The sequence below is a fragment of the Marinobacter adhaerens HP15 genome (assembly GCF_000166295.1).
GTDB classification, from domain to species: Bacteria; Pseudomonadota; Gammaproteobacteria; order Pseudomonadales; family Oleiphilaceae; genus Marinobacter; species Marinobacter adhaerens.
This window is the reverse complement of record NC_017506.1, coordinates 78,158-98,112: the sequence shown is the minus strand read 5'-3', so window position 1 is coordinate 98,112 and position 19,955 is coordinate 78,158. Positions and strand designations below refer to the sequence as shown.

Below are 19,955 nucleotides of genomic sequence, written 5' to 3'. Positions count from 1 at the left end.
GTGGCAGATCGACTGCGAATGGCCGACATGCCACACGGTTAAGAACACCTTATGCGAGACGTAATTGAACGCCATCAGGTCTGGGCCTACCTCATCGCTGTTTTTTCCGGCCTCATTGCCGGATGGACCTCTTCCCTCGGCGACAGGGTGCAGGAGTGCCAGAGCACCCGAGCCATTGCGGCAACGCCGGTTCTGTTGATTGCTCAACTGGCTCTTCTTGCACTTTACCTCTGGCTTTTCCTGGGCAATCAGTTCGACGTAAATCTTGAGCTTGGGCGACACCTCCTGCCGGCCTTTGTCGGGCTGCTTGTTGTCCCCCTTATCCTGGCATTTCTGACTGAAAAATGGGCGGAAAAGTCCGAAAAAGCCACCGGGTTGATTCGCTTCATGGGTCTGATGCCGGTCCCTCTGCTGACAGTCGTACTTTTCATCATCTCAATGACACAAGTCAGCCAGATCGACAGTACCGGCCCACTTATCTGGCCCTTGATGATTCTGTTTCCGGCCTATTTGCTAGCTGAGGCTCCGGTTGGAAAGACTCTGCGCCGGGTCTTTCGATTACCGGTAGCAACCGGTCGCACCGTCATTTTCAGCCTTGGCACCCGCAACTCCTTCGTGGTTTAACCTCTGGCATTGTCGCTACCAGAGGCCTGGGCCGCGGCTGTCGTGGTGATTGTCGTGCAGTCCCTGGTGGAACTTATTGATATGATGTTTTATCTGAGGTGGCTTCCCAATCGGCTGCTACCGAATACCGGAAAATCTGACACTCGTTAAACTTATCTAAAATAGGAAGATCTTACGTGCGTACCCGAACCCTGGTCACAAGCCTCGTTCTTTTTTGTCTGGTTGTCTTCGCGGCCGCTTTCGTTTATTACGATCGTTCTCAAGGCATTGATGAACCCGCCGTTGTTGAAAAAACGCCGCTGGTGAGAGATTACTCTCCCGTTATCGGCCCTGAGGACGCGCCGGTAACCATTGTCGAATTCTTCGACCCATCCTGCGAAGGCTGTCGCGCCATGCATCCCTATGTGAAACAGATTCAGGCTGCATACCCGGACAACGTGCGTCTGGTCCTGCGCTACGTATTGTTTCACAAAGGCTCGGAAGAGGCCGTCAGAATTCTGGAAACCGCCCGCGAACAGGGGATCTACGAGCCGGTGCTTGACGCTGTCATGGAAGCCCAACCCCAGTGGCATGACGATCCAAAGGTCGCCGCAGCATGGGATGCGGCGGAGTCAGCCGGGCTTGATTTAGAAGCCGCCCGGGCCGGTATGAACTCGCAGGAGATTGACCGCATTATTCAACAGGATGCGGCTGACGTGAAAGCGGTTGGAATTTCTGGAACCCCAACCTTTTACGTCAACGGGGACACCTTAAGTCGGCTGGGACCCCAAGAACTGTACGACCTTGTCACCTCCAAGGTAGAGTCGCCTCAATAACAACTTCAGAACCGGCAACGCTATGTCACTGCTTGACTACTTATTACCTTACGATTTCTCGCCGCTGACCATACTGAGCTACATGCTCGTGATGGGGTTCTATGGCGTTGGGCTATTTCGGATGCCGGAACAGGACCGGCCAGGCGCACTGCGGATCTTTGCGTTCACCCTGGGGGTGATGATCTGTTATGCGGTGATGCAGACCCGCTTCGATTACTACGCGCAATACATGTTCTTCGTCCATCGGGGCCAGCATCTGATCCTTCATCATATTGGGCCTATCCTGATCGCGCTTTCCAATCCCTTGCCGGTCATGCGGTTCTGGTTTGAAAAAATCAGCCCAGGCTGGAGGCGCACGCTCCGGCCTCTGGGTTGGTTTTATCAGGTCCTGCAACAACCCTTCATCGCCCTATTCCTGTTTGTCGGGCTCATTTATTTCTGGCTGTGGCCATCAATCCATTTCGACGCCATGCTCAGCCGGGATCTGTACTGGGTCATGAACTGGAGCATGTTACTGGATGGCCTGCTGTTCTGGTGGTTGATCTTCGACCCGCGACCGCCTGCGATCACCTCATCGCTGGGGTATGGCAGACGCATGTTGGTTCTGGCTGCCGCAGGTGTGCTTCAGATGTTTCTTGGGGCGTGGATCGTGTTCTCACGTGACATGGTCTACGACGTTTACGAAGTCTGTGGCAGGGCCTGGCCGCTGGACCCGGAAGTCGACCAGCTCCTGGGCGGCATGCTGACCTATATCCCTCCCGCTATGATGAGCATCCTTGGCATTCTTCTGATGCTTCGGCGAGCCATGCATCAGGACGGAAAATATGCCAATCAATCCAAACCACTTGAGGAAACAGCGTCATGAGAACTCGCTTCTGGCGACAGCGCACCAACATCATATCGGCGACCTTAACGCTGATTGCATCCCTATTGCTGACTGGTTGCTTTGCCAATGACGAGGAAGACTGGAACGGTAAAAACATCAGTGGCTTGATGCCTGAGCTGGAATTCGACCTGATCAATAGCCAGGGCGAGTCGGTATCTGGCGAGGATTACAGTGGACGGGTGAGAATGCTGTTTTTCGGGTTCACCTCGTGCCCCGATGTTTGCCCAACCGCCCTGCAAAAGCTCAATCAGGCAACCAGTGGCCTGGCCCCGACGCTTCAGGATGAAGTACTCACTTTGTTCGTGAGTGTCGATCCGAAACGTGACACGCCTGAGCGCCTCGCAAAATACGTGGATTTTTTCGGTGACAATATTGTAGGACTCACTGGAAATGAACCCCAGCTTCGTGAACTCGCAAAACGATATAGAACCACCTTCGGTTATGACGAACCTGACCCCGATGGAAATTATGCGGTGTCACACAGCAGCGCGATTTATGTATTTGATCGCGAGGGTAACCCCCGCCTTTTAATTCGGCCCGATTTGAGCGGGGAAGAAATTCGGCATGATCTCGTTGCTCTTATTCAGGAGGATTCCTGACTGAATAGACTGTCCCAACTCGAATTGGGACAGTCCTGATTGGCGGGCAGATACAAATTGGTTAAGCAGAGCCGGAGAGTGTCTCAATAATTCGGCAATCCATAATAACCCCGCCTTCACAACACGCACTCAGTCTTTCCAACTCGTGTTCCATCGCACGCAAATCTTTCAGTCGAGAGCGCACCTGTTCCAACTGTTGTTCAACTTTGGCGTCTACTCCAGCGCAGGACTCCTGATGTCGATCTGCTAGCGACAGCAGCTCTCGAATATCGTCAAGGCTGAAACCGAGCCCCCGGCTTCGTCGGATAAACAGCAGCCGCGAATAATCCGCTTTGGCGTACAGTCGATATCCGGAGTCCGAGCGGATCGCTTTCGGTAACAGTCCAATTCTTTCGTAGTAGCGGATGGTTACGGGCTTGATGCCCGTATCATCAGCCAACCGACCGACCGTGTAGGTTTTTTCGCTCATCATCATTGACCTTATAGTTACTATAACCCCTATTGTATCGTTGTATTGCAAATACTAGGAGGGTTCGTCGTGGATAGCTGCTGTGAAAACAAGGCCGGTGAACTGACACAATTGCGAGCGAGCCAAAGCCGGGTGCTTTACATTGCGCTTGCCATAAACGCAGTGATGTTTGTGGTGGAATTCAGCGCCGGCTGGATTGCAAGCTCTACCGCGTTGCTGGGCGATTCGCTGGATATGTTCGGCGACGCGTCTGTCTATGCACTGACACTGTTCGTGCTGGACCGAAGCCGTCGCGCGCGTGCCGGAGCGGCTTTGTTCAAAGGCGGCTTTATGCTGTTGTTCGGGCTTGTTGTTGTCGCCGATGCCATCCGCAAGCTGGTGATACAGGAAGTGCCGGCCGCCGAGTGGATGGGCGCTGTCGGCGCTCTTGCTCTTTTTGCAAACGGCGTTTGTTTTGTGTTGCTCTACCGTCATCGTGCGGACGACCTCAACATGCGTTCCACCTGGATGTGTTCCAGGAACGATCTGTTCGCCAACAGCAGTGTCATCATTGCGGCTGGATTGGTCGCCCTCACCAATACCCTCTGGCCGGACATCATTGTGGGCCTCGCCATTGCTGCGCTTTTCCTGCATTCCGCCTGGCAAGTCATCAGTGAAGGTATGGGGGAATGGCGTGCCGGTGGCGCAGAATCCGCCAACCAATCGGACGAAGGTGAGGTCGCCACTACCGGAGACAACTGCTGTTCTTCATCGCAAAGCACGTGTGGCAGTGCATCGGAAGAGCCATCCCGGTGACCAACAATAACCAGGTGATTCCATGGGGGCTGCTGCTGTCGGCCTGGCTACTGGCGTTGGTGTCCTCGCTTTCAGCCATCTACATCGGGGAAGTTCTCGGGCAGGCTCCGTGCGTTCTGTGCTGGTTTCAGCGCGCCTTCATGTTTCCGTTGGCGGTGATTCTCGCAGTCGCCTGCTACTACTCGGATTTCAACGTTTGGCGCTACGCTATGCCGCTGGCTGTTATTGGCTCCCTGTTCGCTCTGGCCCACTCACTGCTTTATGTGGGGATAATTCCACAACCCATTCAGCCCTGCACGGCCACTGGCCCGTCCTGCTCGGGTGACGGAATGACGATATTTGGTGGGCTGCCGCTTCCGTTTCTATCGCTGGCCATTTTCGTTGCCATCATAATTCTGCTCTTGCTTGTCCGTCGGAGAATTCATTCATGAATCGTCGTGCCATCGTTGTTGTCGTGTGTCTCGTGCTGATCGCAGCCTTTTCGGCCGCTGTCTTGTTCAAGCCACAGCCCCAGCAGCCTCAAAAAACGGCCACCACCGGTGAAAAGTCTGTTGTCGCTTCCGAACCGATCGCGAACCAACAAGCATTGGTACGCTTCCATTCGCCCACATTCGGGCCTGCCGACGCACCGGTGACCATCGTTGAGTTTTTCGACCCCTCCTGCGAAGCCTGCCGGGCGTTCTACCCCATCGTGAAACAGATTCTTGCTGAGTATCCAGGTCAGGTGCGCCTTGTTTTGCGTTACACACTGTTCCATCAGGGTTCCGAGGAAGTCTCCAGAATTCTGGAAGCAGCTCGCCTGCAAGATGTCTATGAACCGGTGCTGGAAGCTGTGTTGGAGGTGCAGCCTGCCTGGCACGACGACCCGAAGGTTGCCAAGGCATGGGGAGCGGCCGAGGCAGCCGGTCTGGACCTGTCCCAAGCCCGTGAGGATATGCAATCCGAACGGATAAGCGCCATCCTTGATCAAGACATGCAGGACGTCAAAACCATCGGCGTTCGGGGCACCCCGACTTTTTTCGTGAATGGCCGCCAACTCACGGAGTTTGGTCCCAAACCGCTACTTCGCCTTGTTCAGGAGTCGCTCCCAGACGCACAGCAATAGCGACCGGTGTCGATTAAAACACGGATGGGCTTGATGCCCTCCACCGTCAACTGAACTCAGAAAGTTGAGGACTCACGGAAATGCCAGATCTTGCGACATGGGGAATGCTGGCTGCTTTTTTTGGCGGCCTGGTGTCTTTTTTCTCACCCTGCACTCTGCCGCTGGTTCCGGGGTATCTCTCGGTCGTTACGGGCGGCACCGTCACAGACCGTTCGAGTCGACTGCAATCTCTGTGGCTCAGTATCTGTTTTGTCCTTGGATTCAGTGTGGTGTTCATCGCTTTTGGTGCCAGCGCTAGTCTGCTCGGTCAGTGGCTGATGGCCTACCGGCAGGAAGCCAATCTGGTGGCGGGCATTCTGATCGTGCTGATGGGGCTATTTATGCTGGGCTGGTGGAGCATGCCCGCGCTACAGCGCGACTGGCGCTTTGGGCAAACCCTTGAGGGTGGACGGCCCACGGCAGCGTTTCTTCTCGGTTTGGCCTTTGCCGTCGGATGGACACCGTGTATTGGCCCGATATTGGGCGCTATCCTGGCTCTCAGTTCCACCCATGCGAATGCTGAAACCGGCATGCTGTACCTGGCCGTTTATTCGCTGGGGTTGGCAATTCCATTTTTGGCAACGGCTCTATTTATTGAGCACTTTCGGGCGCGAGTGCGCTGGATGAGCCGCTGGAGTCAGTCACTGAGAATTCTGGCAGGGCTGGTTCTGGTTGTTATGGGGGTAATGGTGCTGACGGGACAGATGACCCGGTTTGCATCATGGATGTTATCCGCATTTCCGGTACTCGGAAGACTCGGTTGATCCCGGGCAAATCTTTGCCCACCACTCAGCTGGCCGATAAGGCAGGAGAACCGAGCAGTGAACAGTGAACTCAAGGCGTTCTATCTGACAGAACTGGCAGCAGCCGCTGATGCAGACAATCAGGGCGATGTCGATACAGCGTTCAGACATCTTGAACGGGCTCATATTCTGAGCCAGAAGTTCGCGTTAGCGCACACGACAACACATTTGCGCATGCTACGGCTCGGCTGGCACACGCGCGATGCTCGCGAGGTTCTCGGTCAGCTGGCTCGGGCCTTCGCTGCGTTGCTGGTTTCACGAATCTGGGTTCCTGTCGGCAATACGGGACGTGCCAACGTCAGCGCATTTGAACCGATGGCGGTGCCGGAAGACTTGGCGATTGTTCTGGGACACCAGAAGCCTTCCAACACGTAACTGAAGGACACCACTTTATGATCACACCCTGCTTCCAACACCACACAAAGCGCTTTGCATCCATTGCATTAATGATGCTGGCAATCCTCCTTGTTGGCTGCATGGGCGATGATGCGCCGGATTGGCACGGAACAGACATCAGCGGCGTGATGCCCAAGCTTGAATTCGATTTGATCGACAGTCAGGGAGCACCGGTTTCAGGCGATGATTACAGTGGTCAGGTACGAATGCTGTTTTTCGGATTTACCTCTTGCCCTGATGTTTGCCCCACTGCTCTGCAAAAACTCAGTCAGGCCGTTAGCGGCCTGAGCCCGGAAAACCAGGAGGAGGTACTTACGCTGTTCGTCAGCGTTGACCCTCAGCGCGATACGCCCGAGCGCCTGGCAGAGTATGTCAATTTTTTTGGTGAAAGGATCGTCGGGCTGACCGGCAAAACCTCTGACCTACGCACACTTACCCAGCGATACCGGACCACGTTCGGGCATGAAGAACCGGACGCAGAAGGTGATTACGCCGTCACTCACAGCGGCGCAGTTTATGTGTTTGATCGTGAGGGTAATCCACGCCTGCTTATCCGACCGGAAGATTTAAGCGCTCAAGCCATTCGGCAGGACCTTGTTGCCCTTCTTGAAGAAAGTTCCTGAATGACTGAAGGATTCGATAGTGTTCTTTGCAAGGGCGTTTGTAAAGGCCCTGTTCGACAATCCTCAAGTCCGATAGTCTCCACGCATTCCTGTTCGCATGAGGCACAATAATCGCTGGCGCATTTTCCTTCCATCTCTGCCGTGCAATGATTTAGCGTTTCCAACTTGTTCCGGCAATGATACCGGATGAAATGGATGCGATTTGCCTGGAGGCACTGGAGGAAGCCCTGACTCGAATGTTCGCTTTTGTTTAGTTTCGAATCTTCAAAAGGTCTCGTCATTTCCAAATCGCATGGATCGCTCGGATCTTTAACTAGGGCTGCCAAAACGACGTTTTCGTTTGAGTATTGGGGTTGCGAGGTCGACGGAGGTGCTTAGCTCGCTCTTCATCGGGCTGTCTGGAGGGAAACGGCTTTCTTTGCTAGAGCCAAGTCTGCAAAGCAGAAAAGCTGAACGGGCCTTGCTCGGGTATACACCATCGAGAGCTCATAAACATTCTCTCGGACCTCACTAGCGTGCGAAGGTAAATAGACCTGAATCCTTACAATCCTGTTCAGGCTTTGTCGAATCTACATCGAGCCAATGCGTCAGATGTTCCAGCGATTCGTGCACGAGATATTTTTCAAAGTTCTTTTCCCAGCGTCTCATTCATCTCTCCTTGATAACCCTTTGACTTGCAGGAGGGACGGCGCAGCACTTCAGCGGTCTTCAACGTACTCGAAAAGCTCGCCCACCTCGCAATTTAAATAGCGGCAAAGCGCTTCGATCGAATCCAATTCAACCCGGCTGGCAGTCTCGTGATAAAGCCGGGTAATGGTGCCCCGGTTCACCCCTGTTTCCCTCGCCACATCAACAATCTTGAGCTTCTTTTCACCCATCAGTCTGGACAGATGGCACTTAATCATTTGGCCCACCAAAGAACAAATTAACCCACAGGAGATCAAAAAGACTTGCAGAAAGTCTTTATGAGTGCATAATGATCTTCAGGAGAACATTTTGAAGGGTAACGCAGACCTTTTGTTCTCCACGGCTGACAATATCAAAGGAGTTTTCGTATGTCACAAGAATATCTCACTACTGAAGAGCTAGCCGAAAGGATCAAGTACGACACTCGGACCATCCGTGAGCGCTTGAAAGACTCAGTTTTGCTCGAGGGCGTGCACTACATCAGGCCGTTCGGCGGTCGCAAAATTCTCTATATCTGGGATGTGATCGAGCAGGACATGCTCAATCACTCCAGCAGCCAAACCTTTGCCGTACCTATGGCTGGCGGAGGTGTCTGCCGTGGGTAAGATCGTAGAGCGCCCAGAGACGGGCAAACTGTTTTTCGATTTCAGGTATGAGGGTAAACGGTGCCGGGAGCAGACGACTCTCGATAGTACGCCGGCGAATCGCAAAAAGCTGGAAAGTATCCTGAAGAAAATTGAGGCGGAGATCACGCTTGGCACTTTCGAGTACCACCGCTACTTCCCCAACAGCCCGCGAGCAGAGGAGTTCACCAAACAAGCAGAAGTGCAGAGGGCTCGGGAAGCCCACGACACGCCTTTATTCGAGGTCTTCTCTAAGGATTGGCTCGATGAAATGAAAATCCAGTGGCGCCAGTCTCACATCACCACGGTGGAGGGAACATTGAAAAACTACCTCAATCCCGAGTTCGGGGAAAAAGAGGTTGGCTGCATCACCAAGCAAGACATTCTCGAATTCCGGGCTTCACTCGCCAAAGTTTCGACCCGGAAAGGAAACCGTCTTTCAGCCAGTCGTATCAACCGAATCATGACGCCTTTGCGCATGATCCTTAGCGAAGCAGCCAACCGGTTCGAGTTTAGCTCACCCTACCACGGGATTAAATCACTCAAGGTTCCGCGCACGGATGTAGAGCCATTTGGTATTGATGAGGTCAGGCAGATCATCGATACCGTTCGACCAGACTTCCGGAACTACTACATCGTTCGATTTTTTACCGGGATGCGAACCGGTGAAATTGACGGACTTCAATGGGACCACGTGGACTTCAGGCGGCGCCAGATCCTGGTTCGTCAGGCTTTGGTGAACGGGCGCCTCGAATACACCAAAAATGACGGCTCCTTCAGGACGATCGAGATGTCTCAGTTGGTGGTCGATGCGCTCACCGAACAAAAGAAGACCACCGGGAAAAAGGATTTTGTTTTTTGCACCCGGACCGGTGGACCGCTGAATCACAACAACGTAACCAAACGCGTTTGGTATCCCCTACTCCGACACCTGGGTTTACGGAAGCGGCGCCCCTATCAGACTCGCCATACTGCGGCCACGTTGTGGCTGGCTGCGGGGGAGAACCCAGAATGGATTGCGCGCCAGATGGGGCACACCACCACTGAGATGCTGTTTCGCGTTTACAGCCGCTACGTGCCCAACCTGACCCGTCGCGATGGATCCGCTTTTGAACGCCTGCTGATCACACAATTTCAAAATCCTGAGCTAGAGCCCATGGAGGATACTGCCGATGAGAAGTAACACAGCACAACTTCGTCAACGCTCAGTCCAAACTGGCACCGACCTTCAACTTGTTCGGAATCTTGGGTCTTCAATCGCTGTTGCGATGAATCTTGCGCCAGGCAACCAGTTAGTCCTTTTGCTGGGAGCTGGAGACGAGCGCACGAATAGGGAGGCGCTTGAAACCTGGGTCAGGCTTCAACTGCCGACACTTCGCGGAATGACGAATCAGCAGTTATTGGCGGAGCTGATTCATCGATTGGAAAAGCTGTTAACGGATTATCTGGAGGTTGGACCATGAGCAATCATTCCAACGAAATCGTGCGGTGGTACAGAGTTGATGGCATGCGTTTGGTCACTCCAGCTTCGGTGGGTGCCAGCTGGATGCTGGAGCTCACCGATTCAACGGGCGTTGCGACCGAAGCAGTATGGATCGTCGACGACCTTCCGAGACAGACGATTCCGCGAGAGGGTAGCTGGGGATTGTTCCGGCTGGCTTGCTACGACATGGGGCTGGCTCTGACGGCGAACTTCGTGACCGCACTGCTAGCAACACTCGCCCCTTATTAAATGAGAGTGGGATCTGAGTCGACGCTGCCTTTTGCGGCTCAGATCCTCGTCCTCGCCATGATGCCTAGCACTTCCTATTCAGCGCTTCTCTCGACGGTTCATCATAAAATCCTCTGAAACTCCCTCCCCATCGAACCATGCATCCCAATCTTCTGGCTGAATGGCGGGGTCCGTGGGTCGCTCGAATTTCTCAACGGAACCTTTAAGTCTCTCCAACGGACAAGACCCGTGACGACGCGGCTTAGCCAATTCGTCAGCATGGGCTCCTAAAGCATCCAGGTTTTTGAGTAGCTCGTGCTCTGTTGGTCGTTTCTCTTTCGTGGAAACCTCCGGCTTTCTAACCGAGCGTTTTAGTTTACCAAACCTGAAACTGGATCCACCCAACATCAGCGTCAGACTTAGATCCCTTTTCGGTTGGTCACGGCGGCATCGAGAGCCTCTTGTCAATCATCTGATGGCGTGCTGGCGCTTTGGAGCTGGTCCGGCTCCAGGAGATACGCCCCAGCAGAGAACGCCGCAAACAAGAGCGCCTCCTCAAAATGTTCAGTAGGCCCCCACTTGCCGCCCCTATCGAGAATTAGTTCTTCAGGCGGCTGAACCTCCGGAAACCAACTCCCATAAAGGCCATCATAACGCCCCTCACGATTGACTACGCGCTCAACAGAAATCCATTTTGCCTCCAACTTGAACCGCTGGCTGTAGTGCCTTTTTAACTCTTGATCGGTAGTCGCATGGCCGATCGGAACTTTCACCTGAATCCGAATCCACGACCAAATCCCGATAGCCTTATACAAGGCGATCTGATTCAACTTCCTAGACTCTTTCCGATGTCTCACCCCGCTCTTAACACGTTGCGCAGCGCGCAGCTGCTCGCTAATAGCTTTACTTGCCATGGGTAAATCGCTGGCGTGCCAGGCTATCAACGCATCGAAAAATCGCTTCGCATAACGCCTGACAACCCGTTTTCGAGGCGGGGCAATAAAGTACGGCAGTTGGGGATCACCTTTTTTCTGATCCTTATCTTCTAGCGGTTTCCTGGTTCTTTCGTTGGTCGTAAAAAAACGGCTACGCTCTTGGCCTTTGGCTCGCCCCCGCCCTTTGTAAGTCAAAGTAGCAAGATAGACGGCATTATTATGGATTCTCAAAATCGAACACTCACTGAACCCCATAATCTTAGCAACACGGGAATAATCCTCGTCCGTCAGGTTGCTGAGGTCCGACTTTTCAGTGAGCAACCGCTCGATCTGGTACGGCGCACGATAGTGAATTTTCTGGGTGTGCCCGTGAAAGGGATTAAAATCTACTGCCGGCTCGGATCTGGGTTTCGCTGCTAGTTTGTAACAATGATCGCGCGGCCATGCAGATACCAATGAGTTCAGAACCACAGAGGCTGTTGGCTTTATGATTTTTCTGCGTTGGTTGTGCTTTTCAGTTGCACCGAGCGACATACCAGTGATGTTGGACTGCATAGCCTGAGTGAACGCCACCTCATGGCTGTCCGACAAGCGCTGAAATAGAGCCCAGTCAGCCGAGTGAACATAGGTCTGCATGGTCACAGAAGGACTAGAGTGCCCAAGCCATGCTGACAACACAGAAACAGCGGACAGAGTGTCACTACAACCGGCCTTTCGCCACATCACCGCATTTGCGCAAGGGTGAGAGCTCTGAATCGTAGCAGTTCTATAGACCTGTGGAATTATTTGCAGCGGTTCGAATTCCAGCATCCTGAGCAGCGTGAGGCTAGCGAATGAATGCCTGAGGTGATGGAATCGTGCATTTTGATCTCCCGTCACGTGGCGCAATGTCTGGGTAACCGGCATCATGACCATTCGCTCGACTAGGTGCCTTTCGGTCCCCGCCGGCAAATCGAACAATGGCTTTTTCAGGTCTCCGGAACTTTGAGCCTTCCGTCGTTCCCTCAAAGCGCGGATAAGTATCAGTTCTTCTTTGGTCAATAATACCCATAGCGGCAAGCGCCGAGTAGCACTGAAGCTTTTCAGCCCTCGAAAACCGTTTCGTTGAACCAGTAGTTCGACTCGCTCCAGGTTCGTGTCGAATCCCACAAAATCCTTCAACGTCAGACCCAGAGCTTCAGTTCTCCGCAGGCCGCAGCGGTAACCTAGCACCAGTGCTGCAGCACATAGGCGTGACAGGTCATCTTCTCGCCCTTTGCTCAACAACTCATAAGCCTGAATATATTCGGTGGGCGTAATAATCGCAGCATCAACATCCCCGTAACCAGCAGTACCCTCAACCTCAGCTTCGGAGTAATCAAATGCCTGCTCTAAAAATCGATGAAAATACCCCAGGCGCGCTGCGACAGGCGGCTTGGCAGCAGAGCTATTTTCAAGTGCAGCCTCATACAGCGCTTCCCATTGCTCACCCGTGAGTTCCTCTGGACATGCTAGTTCGGAGGCGAGCGGTAGCAGCGCCTTGCTTACCTTCTCGACATAATCCAGCGTTGACGACGGAGCTAGGGGCTTACCGCCCTTGTTTCCATGTGCCAACAGGTGAATAGCCCAATGCGCCAACATTTCAATCAGTGGATGCAGGTCCACATACTCGTTAAGGAAATCACGTAGTCCAGCCCTAACTCTCATGGCCTCCTGTTTGCCACTGACATTCGGCTGTCGCAGAAGGGCTTTCAGTCGCGATAGCGATTCCCGGAGATTCCTGCATACGGTCTTTTTCGCGATCTGGTCATGCTCTACCGCTTTTATATCATCGGCCTCTAGTTCTTCTTCATCTGTCATCCGCCAATGCGTGCCGGTGACTAATCGAGCCATATTGACGGAGGAGATAGGCGGAGCCAGCCGAGCAGTTTCTGCGTACGTTCGCAGTACGCCTGGCAAAAGCACCGCCGCTTTGGCACGACTGATCTCAATCACTCGCTTGTGTGGACTGCGGCTAATAGTCACTGTGGGGTCAAGGTGTCTCAGGTAGTTTCCGATGAGATTCCTGACTGATTCCTTGGGCCACTGACGACCATAGCGCTTGAAGTAGCGCATGAGTAACAACGCAGTTACGGGCACAGGAAAGACTCGACGGTCTGGTCTCCCAGCGGCAACCTCGTACTTGAGTGGCGCCTGCGTACCAATATCTTCCTGCTCTGAATCAGTCTCACTCTCAACGGTTCCCGCTTTCGAGGAGCGATTGCGACATTCCAGCCAGACTCTGTCTCCATGAACGTGTGCGCCGGAGCGTATTGCCTCCGGCAGCTGAAGAACAACCATATTACTCAGGCATCCACTGTGCATGATCAGGCTGAATAGCAATTGACCGGCCGCTAGGGATATATCGTTCTGTAACCTGGTCGGGGTACTGATATTGCCCAGATCCTCGTAAAATCGCTTGTTCAGGGTGTTGTACTCCTGGCAGAGAGCCTGGGAGCGCGAGGAAATCGCCGATGCTTCCATGGATAGAATGCGAACCATACAGGGCGGATTTAACTGCCAGCCCAATTCCTGGGTGCCGCGATACAAGCCCCTCACCAGCAAGTTGTTAGCGTCCCGGAGCTCCTGACCCATCAATCCCCCGCACACAGCCTCACGCAAATTTTCCACCTCCTCATCTGACAGCACGATATTGCGCTCCCCGTGGTACAGCTCTGAACAGGACTTCTTAAGGCCCTCAATCAACTTCAATCGCATCGAATCACGACGTTTTTTCCGGGACTCCTGCCGTGCTTCTGCCCCGAGTTTCGGCTCTCCACCTGAAGCCCGCTTCTCAGCCGCCTTTCGGATCTGCTCCGCCGTCGGTAAACCCACTTCTGCCCATCCTGCCCACATGATCATTTCTCCCCGTATCCAGAAATAACGACGAAGCCAATTTGCTCTGCAATCTCCTCTAGAGCTGCTCCAACCTGTTTGGTGTAATGCAACGGATCGAATCCCGAATACCGGGCGGTAGGCTCTCGGCCAATCCCCCAATGCCCCATCAACGCGTCAACGTAGTTGCCAGATACCCCGCTCTCTCGCAGAGCACCTCTCAGGTAATGCCGGTTAGAATTCAGGTGTAAACCGTAACCCCAGGCAAAACGAGCTTTTATCGTTCTAGGTGTCACTCTTTCCAGATCCCCACTGCGGGAGAGATAAAACAAGAAACCAGCAGAACCCTCTGCACCGAGGCAAACCAATCTTTCTCTGATTAATTGAGAGTGCTGTTCGTAAGCTCGCAGTTGAGCTCGAAGTGTTGAGCACACCGGCACCATCCGAACATGCCCCATATCATCTGCGGTCTTATCAACGATCACGAGCGTCCCGGCCTCCTCATCCCAATCCGAGCGCTTATCCAGCACGTCAGTGACAACGCGATACCCAGTGAGAAACAACACCATGAACAATGTGTAGTTGGTGAAAGCGTTGTGAAACCCGGTCAACAATTCCGGATCCCCCCATGCGGTTCGCCATCGCTCAACATCGCTCTGAAAGTCGCTACAAAGGGTCTGAATCGCCGACATTCGAAGAGACAGGTTCGACCCCACTGCGCCGTCAAGCCGGAGTTGTTGCTGTTGTCCAATTCCAGTTTGTTCTCGCTTTACCAGCCTCTCCCATCGCTTCAGCACTTTCGTATATTGAGCGACGAGGTGCTCGCGATTACACCAGTGGTAAAACAATGCAGCCGAAGTGCCTCCAGGCGGATGCCGCCCGGTGATCAAACTTGCTTCTACAAAATCGCCATCAAGGGCCAGGATTTCAGAATAAAGTTGTTGCTCTATTCGGGTACGCGTCACTCTGCGAGGGGCGTTTCTGGCCGACAAAGAAATTTCCCCGCTCAGAATCCGTACCGTGTCGTCACCCAAATCAAAAAGCGACACAGAGCGCTTTGATAGCCCCCGAGAGCGCCGCGTGACCAACACCTTCAGGAGCTCCCAAAAATATCCAGTGATTGGTAGTACCAACCGATCAAGATGGGGCTGCAGAACTGGCTCCCATTCAGGATGAGCTTTGCGGCGATCCTCCGGTGCCAGAACCCCTGTCACCCACGTGCGATCGTTCGTGACCACGTAAAGGTCATCCGGGCTGATGGTCAGAGGTAAATTATCCTCAGTGGCAACAAGCCGTATCTTCGCAACATCATCATAAGGTCGCCCGGTCATGAGACTCAGGATTCTCAGGGCCGGAACAGCCAGAAACACATACCCAGCTTCGGTTGTTAACAGCTGACAAATCTCATCATCTGTTAATTGGCCCCACCGACCCGGCAACATCTGAGCGGTTCGGCGTATGTGAGCAATCTGACCTCGAACTCGCCGTGCGGCAATTTCGGGGGTCTGTCCGTGCGTTCGCGATATGGGTGTCTGCTCACGGAAATAGTTGCCAGCATTCTGGATCTCCGCGGCACTATTGCCCTCACTGTAAGCAATCGTTCTCCTGAGTTCCTTCGGGCAGAGATGATGCTCCCATATTGAAACCTTGGGATGTTCCAAATCCGTTTCGGGGTCACTTTCCAGTAGGGTTGTAACGTGCTGCTCGTCTTTTGGCACCGAATCACGGGAGGCTCGATTAGCAGTCCGCTCTCGAATACCCAGGAAACGCGCGAAAAACCGCTCAACCCGGCGAAGGTCCATACGTTGGCCTTTTCCGTAACACTCCCCTGCGGTCGCCCCTTCAATGTTGCGGTAAAGCGCCTCGAATGAACTATCCGAGATATCGGCCAAGACCGCTGTCGGCAGTTTTCTCAATGCCAGCCATACGTCGTACTCAGATAAGGAGAACATTTTTCGGCTAGCGTCTTTTTCGGTAGCCCCTATCTCCAAACGGTCTCGCCACTCACGAGTCGCGACCAGAATCATCGATATCGTCACCGCAGATGCCGAATCGAGATTTTTTCGGGACGACAACTGAAGCAGGCCCGCATGCACGGGGTACTCTGTTTTTAGGCCACGCTCAAAAGTGTGATCCTCGCCCGGCTCTTCAGAGATTGCTTCTACAACCGTTGCAGCCGCGTTAACGATCGCCGAAGGCAGTTGAACTGATGGAACGCCTTCTGTGAGTTTGTCGAGTCGCAGCAAAAGCTGGGCAATTGACGGCAATCCGGTTTGGGTTCTACTCAGTTGGCAGTATGTTGAGACCTCCTGGATGCATTGATCAGTTCTCATAATTTGCCTCCGTCTTGATCCAGCAATTGCGCGAAGCCTGATTGAATAGGAGCCAGTGAGTTAAGCTGGTCGTTTATCCGAATTCTCAGGAGTTGTCTCAGTCTCGAACGAGAGGAAAGCGATGGAGAGATCCGTTTGCAGATCTCCTGGGAGGTCAGGAGCCAGGTTTGGAGAAATTGTTGATTCGCCGATTGAGCTTCGAGAGCCGTAGCACTGGTTGTTAGGAACGCTGCAATACGCGCCAGGTAATTCACGCCAGCCAGAGCACCCCGCAGGTCCAGCACACCCACCTTATGATCAGAAGGCAGTAGCTTTGCCAGAGCAAATGTTCGGAGATTGCCCACCACCTCGTAGTGAGCACCGTTACGAACCACCAGAATGGGCTGGGTCATCGTAGCGACCTGAATCGCTGTGAGGGAGAGTTGAGCGGGCTCCGTCAGCGAAGAGGTTTCTAGCCCCATGAGGTGAAGTTTCTCGGCTGAAATCGGTGGGGCGATCAAACTGCTCACGGGCACGGAACGAAACCTAATCCGCTGCAAATCTTCTTTCTCAAGTAAATGGGTCATGCTCAGGAATCTCCTTAAACGATGACCCATTCTTTCAAGGCCGCGAGGGTCCAGGTGACGTTAAACGGTGTTTTTTATGCACGAACTCGTCAATTTGAGAGAAATCACCCCCAAACTGATTCCTGAATCTCGGGTTTGGCTGGAATTTCCTGCTTTCGATTTAGTCCGAACGACCGCTCCAGCCCGGAACGAGTCGTGAATTCGTGTGAGAGATTCTTCAGTGACGATGCCGGGCACAGGCCCCAGAGATTCAAGAATGGCTTCTTCGCGTACCGCAACGTTAGACCGTCGAGAATCAACGACACCAGATCGGAGACACGGAGGAAGCTGTCATCAACCTCTGAATTCGATGGCAACACAAGCACGCCGATCCATGCATTTGGAGGTAGAGAGTTACAAATCTCTATCGTTCGGAAATTGCCGATCGGCAAATACCCGCTGCCAGACCGACGCACAACTGGTGGCATCAGGATTGACAAGTGCTGACGAGCATACGGAGAAAGAACCTCAGATTCTCTCAATGCATACACTCTGGAAGCGATCAGAAGACGGTCTGCCGGCTCCATGGAAATGGGTAACAATCGATCGCGCCGGATTACGCGAAACTCCAAATTCAACAACACTGCTAGCTCCCATTCGCTTGTTTAAATCATATTTTCTCCGGGATAAGCAAAACTGTGTTGACGCCAAATTAACGAAAATCGATGCGAATTCGTCATCGGATAGAGGCACCTTCTCCAAAATGCTTAAACATCCGATATGAGCTGGTAAGAAAACGAATGTCTGTCAAACTGGAGGGATAAGGGGAAAGCGAGCCCGTAGAGAAAAATACCGTGCAAACAAAAGCGCCGCTGATTACAGATTATGACATGCAGATAATGTCGGGCCTTGGAGTCTCCAACATACAGCTTCGACGTTTATTGAATGGGGCAGGTATTGCTCCCTCGCTGCGTTTAGCTTCCGAACGCAAGCAAAGTACTAATCCACTATCAGCTAAAGAGATCGCCGTCCTTAAAAAAGGAGGGGCCAAGGGGCTCGACCAAAGCCCCCAGCCAGAAATCACTGCTGGGGCAATTAAACTACTCGGTGAGTTGGTTGAGGAATGCCGCGCCCTCGTCGGCAGCTCACTCAATCTTGAGTCTGTAGCAACTTTGCTTAAAATTTCATCCTTAGAAGCCAAGCAAAGAGCGTTGTGTAGTCCTCCAATGTTGCACGCTTTTGCATTGGCAGATGGGCAGATTCGTTTTCCCCGATGGCAGTTCATGGATTCAGAAACAATCCCCCACCTCGAATCAATACTGGCTCTCATAGGAAAATCCATCACTCCGTTGGCACTCTCTCGCTTCATGCTTCTGCCCAACCCGGACCTCGAGGGTCAAAGTGGCGCGGTCTGTGCGCGTGACTGGCTCATCTCTACCGGCAACCCTGAACCTGTTCTTGAGTTGGCAAGATTCCGGATCTCCGACTGACGGCACCGTGCTCATAGATCGCCTGCAATCCAAGGAAACCGCGTGCTCACAGAGCATAACTTGGACGAATCCAGAAATCCGGTATTCTGGTCATCAGGTTCAGATTACTGGAGCAAACCTATGAATATGTTTCTTGGATTGATCGGATTCGGCGGATTTGTAGTAACACTGACATTGCTTGGTCTTGCGGGATATTGGAAAGCAGATCAATTGGAAGCCTGGGCGAAAAAGCATTTCTCGAAAGGGAAGGATAGCCATGGCTAGAGGCGGAGGCTGTCCCGATCAGGATGCCAATGACGACGTTCGCGTCTATCTGAATTGCGCAGGAATGGCGTTGTTTGTGCTGAGCGCTATCACTCTAGTCGGAGCCTACGGCCCCTATTCCTGGATCAGTCCAGAGGACATTCAAGGCGTAGGTGGTGCAACAGGCCTTATGTTTGTAGCCCCGCTAGCGGCAACCCTGGTGGTAAGTGGCCTTCAGATTACATCGAATCGCGCCGGTCGGAACATACCCACTGCCGCGGAGATGACGCTCTTTTGCGCGTTGCATCTGGTGGCGTTTTTGGCCTGTTACATGGCGATCGCATTTTTTCAGCATGTGATAGATTCTGTGGCGGTTCTAATGATTGGCACCGCATGTACCATTTTTATTCCGGGAGCCTGTTTCATTCACGTCAGGAGAAAGCATCGGGGCCTTTAAAACGTTCGTATTTCGAGATGCAAGAAGGATCTAATTTAATCGGGCATGACAATGCGACATCGACATACGGACTGCGAAAAACTTGAATCAGCGGTTTAAGTTGCCACGACTTAAAAAATCAAGGCCTAACGCTGCTGCGTTATCATCACTAGTGTGAAATTTTCGACCAGAGTGCTAAAGAGAGAGATCGACTATTCATGGCTATAAGATTTTACGAGAAGGGTGAGTTATCATCTCGATTTCACGGCTGGCGTGTTGTTGCCACCATTCGTGGCAAGCGCTTTCAGAAATACTTTTCATTAGATCGACCGAACTACCAAATCTCCCAAGAACTCTGGCACCAGTACCAGGAAACGCGAGCCCGATATTACGAGGCCCGATACATGGCGCGATCTGCCGCCATACAATACCTGGACTTCATTACGAAGGAACACCCCACAACTCGGCCATATCGCGGTGTTGGGTTTCATGGCATCACGCTTGGGATCGGCTCGGGCAGAAGAGCCGACCAAGAAGTCTGTTACTTTTCAGTTAACAAGCGAGGGGCTGCCACGAAATTCTACATTGATGAGAAAGTGACACTCTCACAAGCCTGGCAGCAGGCAGTTTCTCATTGGGGAGAAATCTATGAGATTAGGCAAAAGGACGTTGCCGACAAGCTGAAGCTCACACCCAGCCCTGCTCAATTTAAAGCGCTTCGCAAACAGTTAAACGAACACGAAGGCCACGATTTACCACCCAGTGTGCTGCACCATGTTTATGCCGAGCAACGTAGCCAGATAAATAAGAAGAAAGCCCGGGAAGACATCGGCGGGCGTCTTGATGGCGATGATTTCTTAACCATGTATGCAAATCTCGAGCGGGAAGTGTCGGAGTTCCGGAAGTAGTCATAATCCTCTTTGCCGAACGGGGCCAAACAGCAGG

General features: G+C 52.9%; 24 protein-coding genes. 18 read left to right on the top strand and 6 right to left on the bottom strand.

Annotated features, from left to right (window positions below; translation table 11 throughout):
- The first annotated feature begins 51 nt into the window (after positions 1–51).
- From HP15_RS00465 to HP15_RS00450, 4 genes are all read left to right on the top strand, one after another.
- Positions 52–624: a hypothetical protein gene (locus HP15_RS00465; protein WP_014575725.1), complete on the top strand. Its 573-nt coding sequence runs from the start codon at positions 52–54 to the stop codon at positions 622–624.
- Positions 625–800: 176 nt separating this feature from the next.
- On the top strand, positions 801–1,439 hold the full coding sequence (locus HP15_RS00460; RefSeq protein ID WP_014575723.1) for a DsbA family protein: 639 nt from the start codon (positions 801–803) through the stop codon (positions 1,437–1,439).
- A 22-nt stretch (positions 1,440–1,461) separates the two neighbouring features.
- Entirely contained in the window at positions 1,462–2,304 is an 843-nt protein-coding gene (locus HP15_RS00455; protein ID WP_014575722.1) for a cytochrome c oxidase assembly protein, read from the top strand.
- On the top strand, positions 2,301–2,924 hold the full coding sequence (locus HP15_RS00450; RefSeq protein ID WP_014575721.1) for an SCO family protein: 624 nt from the start codon (positions 2,301–2,303) through the stop codon (positions 2,922–2,924). Before HP15_RS00455 ends, HP15_RS00450 begins: the two co-directional genes overlap by 4 nt.
- Before the next feature lie 61 nt (positions 2,925–2,985).
- Here HP15_RS00450 and HP15_RS00445 read toward each other — a convergent pair whose 3' ends face one another.
- Entirely contained in the window at positions 2,986–3,393 is a 408-nt protein-coding gene (locus tag HP15_RS00445) for a MerR family transcriptional regulator (protein WP_041644855.1), read from the bottom strand.
- A 69-nt stretch (positions 3,394–3,462) separates the two neighbouring features.
- On the opposite strand from HP15_RS00445, the gene HP15_RS00440 reads away from it, so the two are divergent.
- From HP15_RS00440 to HP15_RS00415, 6 genes are all read left to right on the top strand, one after another.
- Positions 3,463–4,188: a cation diffusion facilitator family transporter gene (locus HP15_RS00440; protein ID WP_014575719.1), complete on the top strand. Its 726-nt coding sequence runs from the start codon at positions 3,463–3,465 to the stop codon at positions 4,186–4,188.
- Positions 4,185–4,619 (top strand): disulfide bond formation protein B, encoded by a 435-nt coding sequence (locus tag HP15_RS00435; RefSeq protein ID WP_014575718.1) that lies wholly within the window; start codon positions 4,185–4,187, stop codon positions 4,617–4,619. The genes HP15_RS00440 and HP15_RS00435 overlap by 4 nt, the downstream gene beginning before the upstream one ends.
- Positions 4,616–5,293 (top strand): DsbA family protein, encoded by a 678-nt coding sequence (locus tag HP15_RS00430; protein ID WP_014575717.1) that lies wholly within the window; start codon positions 4,616–4,618, stop codon positions 5,291–5,293. The genes HP15_RS00435 and HP15_RS00430 overlap by 4 nt, the downstream gene beginning before the upstream one ends.
- 80 nt (positions 5,294–5,373) lie before the next feature.
- Positions 5,374–6,096, top strand: a complete 723-nt coding sequence (locus tag HP15_RS00425; RefSeq protein WP_041644854.1) for a cytochrome c biogenesis CcdA family protein — start codon at positions 5,374–5,376, stop codon at positions 6,094–6,096.
- A 57-nt stretch (positions 6,097–6,153) separates the two neighbouring features.
- Positions 6,154–6,510 carry a DUF3703 domain-containing protein gene (locus tag HP15_RS00420; RefSeq protein WP_014575715.1) on the top strand — a complete coding sequence of 119 codons (357 nt, stop codon included), beginning with the start codon at positions 6,154–6,156 and terminating at the stop codon, positions 6,508–6,510.
- Between the two features lie 17 nt (positions 6,511–6,527).
- Entirely contained in the window at positions 6,528–7,154 is a 627-nt protein-coding gene (locus HP15_RS00415; protein ID WP_041644852.1) for an SCO family protein, read from the top strand.
- Positions 7,155–7,664: 510 nt separating this feature from the next.
- Here the strand turns inward: HP15_RS00415 and HP15_RS22230 are convergent.
- Together HP15_RS22230 and HP15_RS00410 are read right to left on the bottom strand one after the other, a co-directional pair.
- Positions 7,665–7,802, bottom strand: coding sequence for a hypothetical protein (locus tag HP15_RS22230; protein ID WP_014575713.1), 138 nt, complete (start codon positions 7,800–7,802; stop codon positions 7,665–7,667).
- A gap of 50 nt (positions 7,803–7,852) precedes the next feature.
- A complete protein-coding gene (locus HP15_RS00410; RefSeq protein ID WP_041644851.1) occupies positions 7,853–8,059 on the bottom strand; it encodes a helix-turn-helix domain-containing protein in 207 nt (68 codons plus the stop codon).
- A 150-nt stretch (positions 8,060–8,209) separates the two neighbouring features.
- Here HP15_RS00410 and HP15_RS00405 point away from each other — a divergent pair, with 150 nt between their 5' ends.
- Genes HP15_RS00405 through HP15_RS00390 form a run of 4 tightly spaced genes read left to right on the top strand, consistent with a single transcriptional unit; the run spans position 8,210 to position 10,196 of the window.
- The gene (locus HP15_RS00405) at positions 8,210–8,446 is read left to right on the top strand and encodes a hypothetical protein (RefSeq protein WP_014575711.1); all 237 of its coding nucleotides are present in this window, start codon (positions 8,210–8,212) and stop codon (positions 8,444–8,446) included.
- On the top strand, positions 8,439–9,647 hold the full coding sequence (locus tag HP15_RS00400; protein WP_014575710.1) for an Arm DNA-binding domain-containing protein: 1,209 nt from the start codon (positions 8,439–8,441) through the stop codon (positions 9,645–9,647). The genes HP15_RS00405 and HP15_RS00400 overlap by 8 nt, the downstream gene beginning before the upstream one ends.
- Positions 9,637–9,927, top strand: a complete 291-nt coding sequence (locus HP15_RS00395; protein WP_041644850.1) for a hypothetical protein — start codon at positions 9,637–9,639, stop codon at positions 9,925–9,927. Before HP15_RS00400 ends, HP15_RS00395 begins: the two co-directional genes overlap by 11 nt.
- Positions 9,924–10,196, top strand: coding sequence for a hypothetical protein (locus HP15_RS00390; RefSeq protein ID WP_041644849.1), 273 nt, complete (start codon positions 9,924–9,926; stop codon positions 10,194–10,196). The genes HP15_RS00395 and HP15_RS00390 overlap by 4 nt, the downstream gene beginning before the upstream one ends.
- Before the next feature lie 443 nt (positions 10,197–10,639).
- Here the strand turns inward: HP15_RS00390 and HP15_RS00380 are convergent, their stop codons facing one another.
- Genes HP15_RS00380 through HP15_RS00370 form a run of 3 tightly spaced genes read right to left on the bottom strand, consistent with a single transcriptional unit; the run spans position 10,640 to position 16,862 of the window.
- Positions 10,640–13,990 (bottom strand): site-specific integrase, encoded by a 3,351-nt coding sequence (locus HP15_RS00380; RefSeq protein ID WP_014575707.1) that lies wholly within the window; start codon positions 13,988–13,990, stop codon positions 10,640–10,642.
- On the bottom strand, positions 13,987–16,296 hold the full coding sequence (locus HP15_RS00375; RefSeq protein WP_014575706.1) for a site-specific integrase: 2,310 nt from the start codon (positions 16,294–16,296) through the stop codon (positions 13,987–13,989). The genes HP15_RS00380 and HP15_RS00375 overlap by 4 nt, the downstream gene beginning before the upstream one ends.
- Positions 16,293–16,862, bottom strand: coding sequence for a hypothetical protein (locus HP15_RS00370; protein WP_041644846.1), 570 nt, complete (start codon positions 16,860–16,862; stop codon positions 16,293–16,295). Before HP15_RS00370 ends, HP15_RS00375 begins: the two co-directional genes overlap by 4 nt.
- Positions 16,863–17,695: 833 nt before the next feature.
- On the opposite strand from HP15_RS00370, the gene HP15_RS21620 reads away from it, so the two are divergent.
- The 4 genes from HP15_RS21620 (at position 17,696) to HP15_RS00355 (ending at position 19,918) form a co-directional block, all read left to right on the top strand.
- A complete protein-coding gene (locus HP15_RS21620; protein ID WP_169702117.1) occupies positions 17,696–18,331 on the top strand; it encodes a hypothetical protein in 636 nt (211 codons plus the stop codon).
- A gap of 42 nt (positions 18,332–18,373) precedes the next feature.
- On the top strand, positions 18,374–18,595 hold the full coding sequence (locus tag HP15_RS22225; protein ID WP_169702116.1) for a hypothetical protein: 222 nt from the start codon (positions 18,374–18,376) through the stop codon (positions 18,593–18,595).
- Positions 18,588–19,031, top strand: a complete 444-nt coding sequence (locus tag HP15_RS00360) for a hypothetical protein (RefSeq protein WP_041644844.1) — start codon at positions 18,588–18,590, stop codon at positions 19,029–19,031. The genes HP15_RS22225 and HP15_RS00360 overlap by 8 nt, the downstream gene beginning before the upstream one ends.
- 197 nt (positions 19,032–19,228) lie before the next feature.
- A complete protein-coding gene (locus HP15_RS00355; RefSeq protein ID WP_041644843.1) occupies positions 19,229–19,918 on the top strand; it encodes a hypothetical protein in 690 nt (229 codons plus the stop codon).
- Positions 19,919–19,955: the final 37 nt, after the last annotated feature.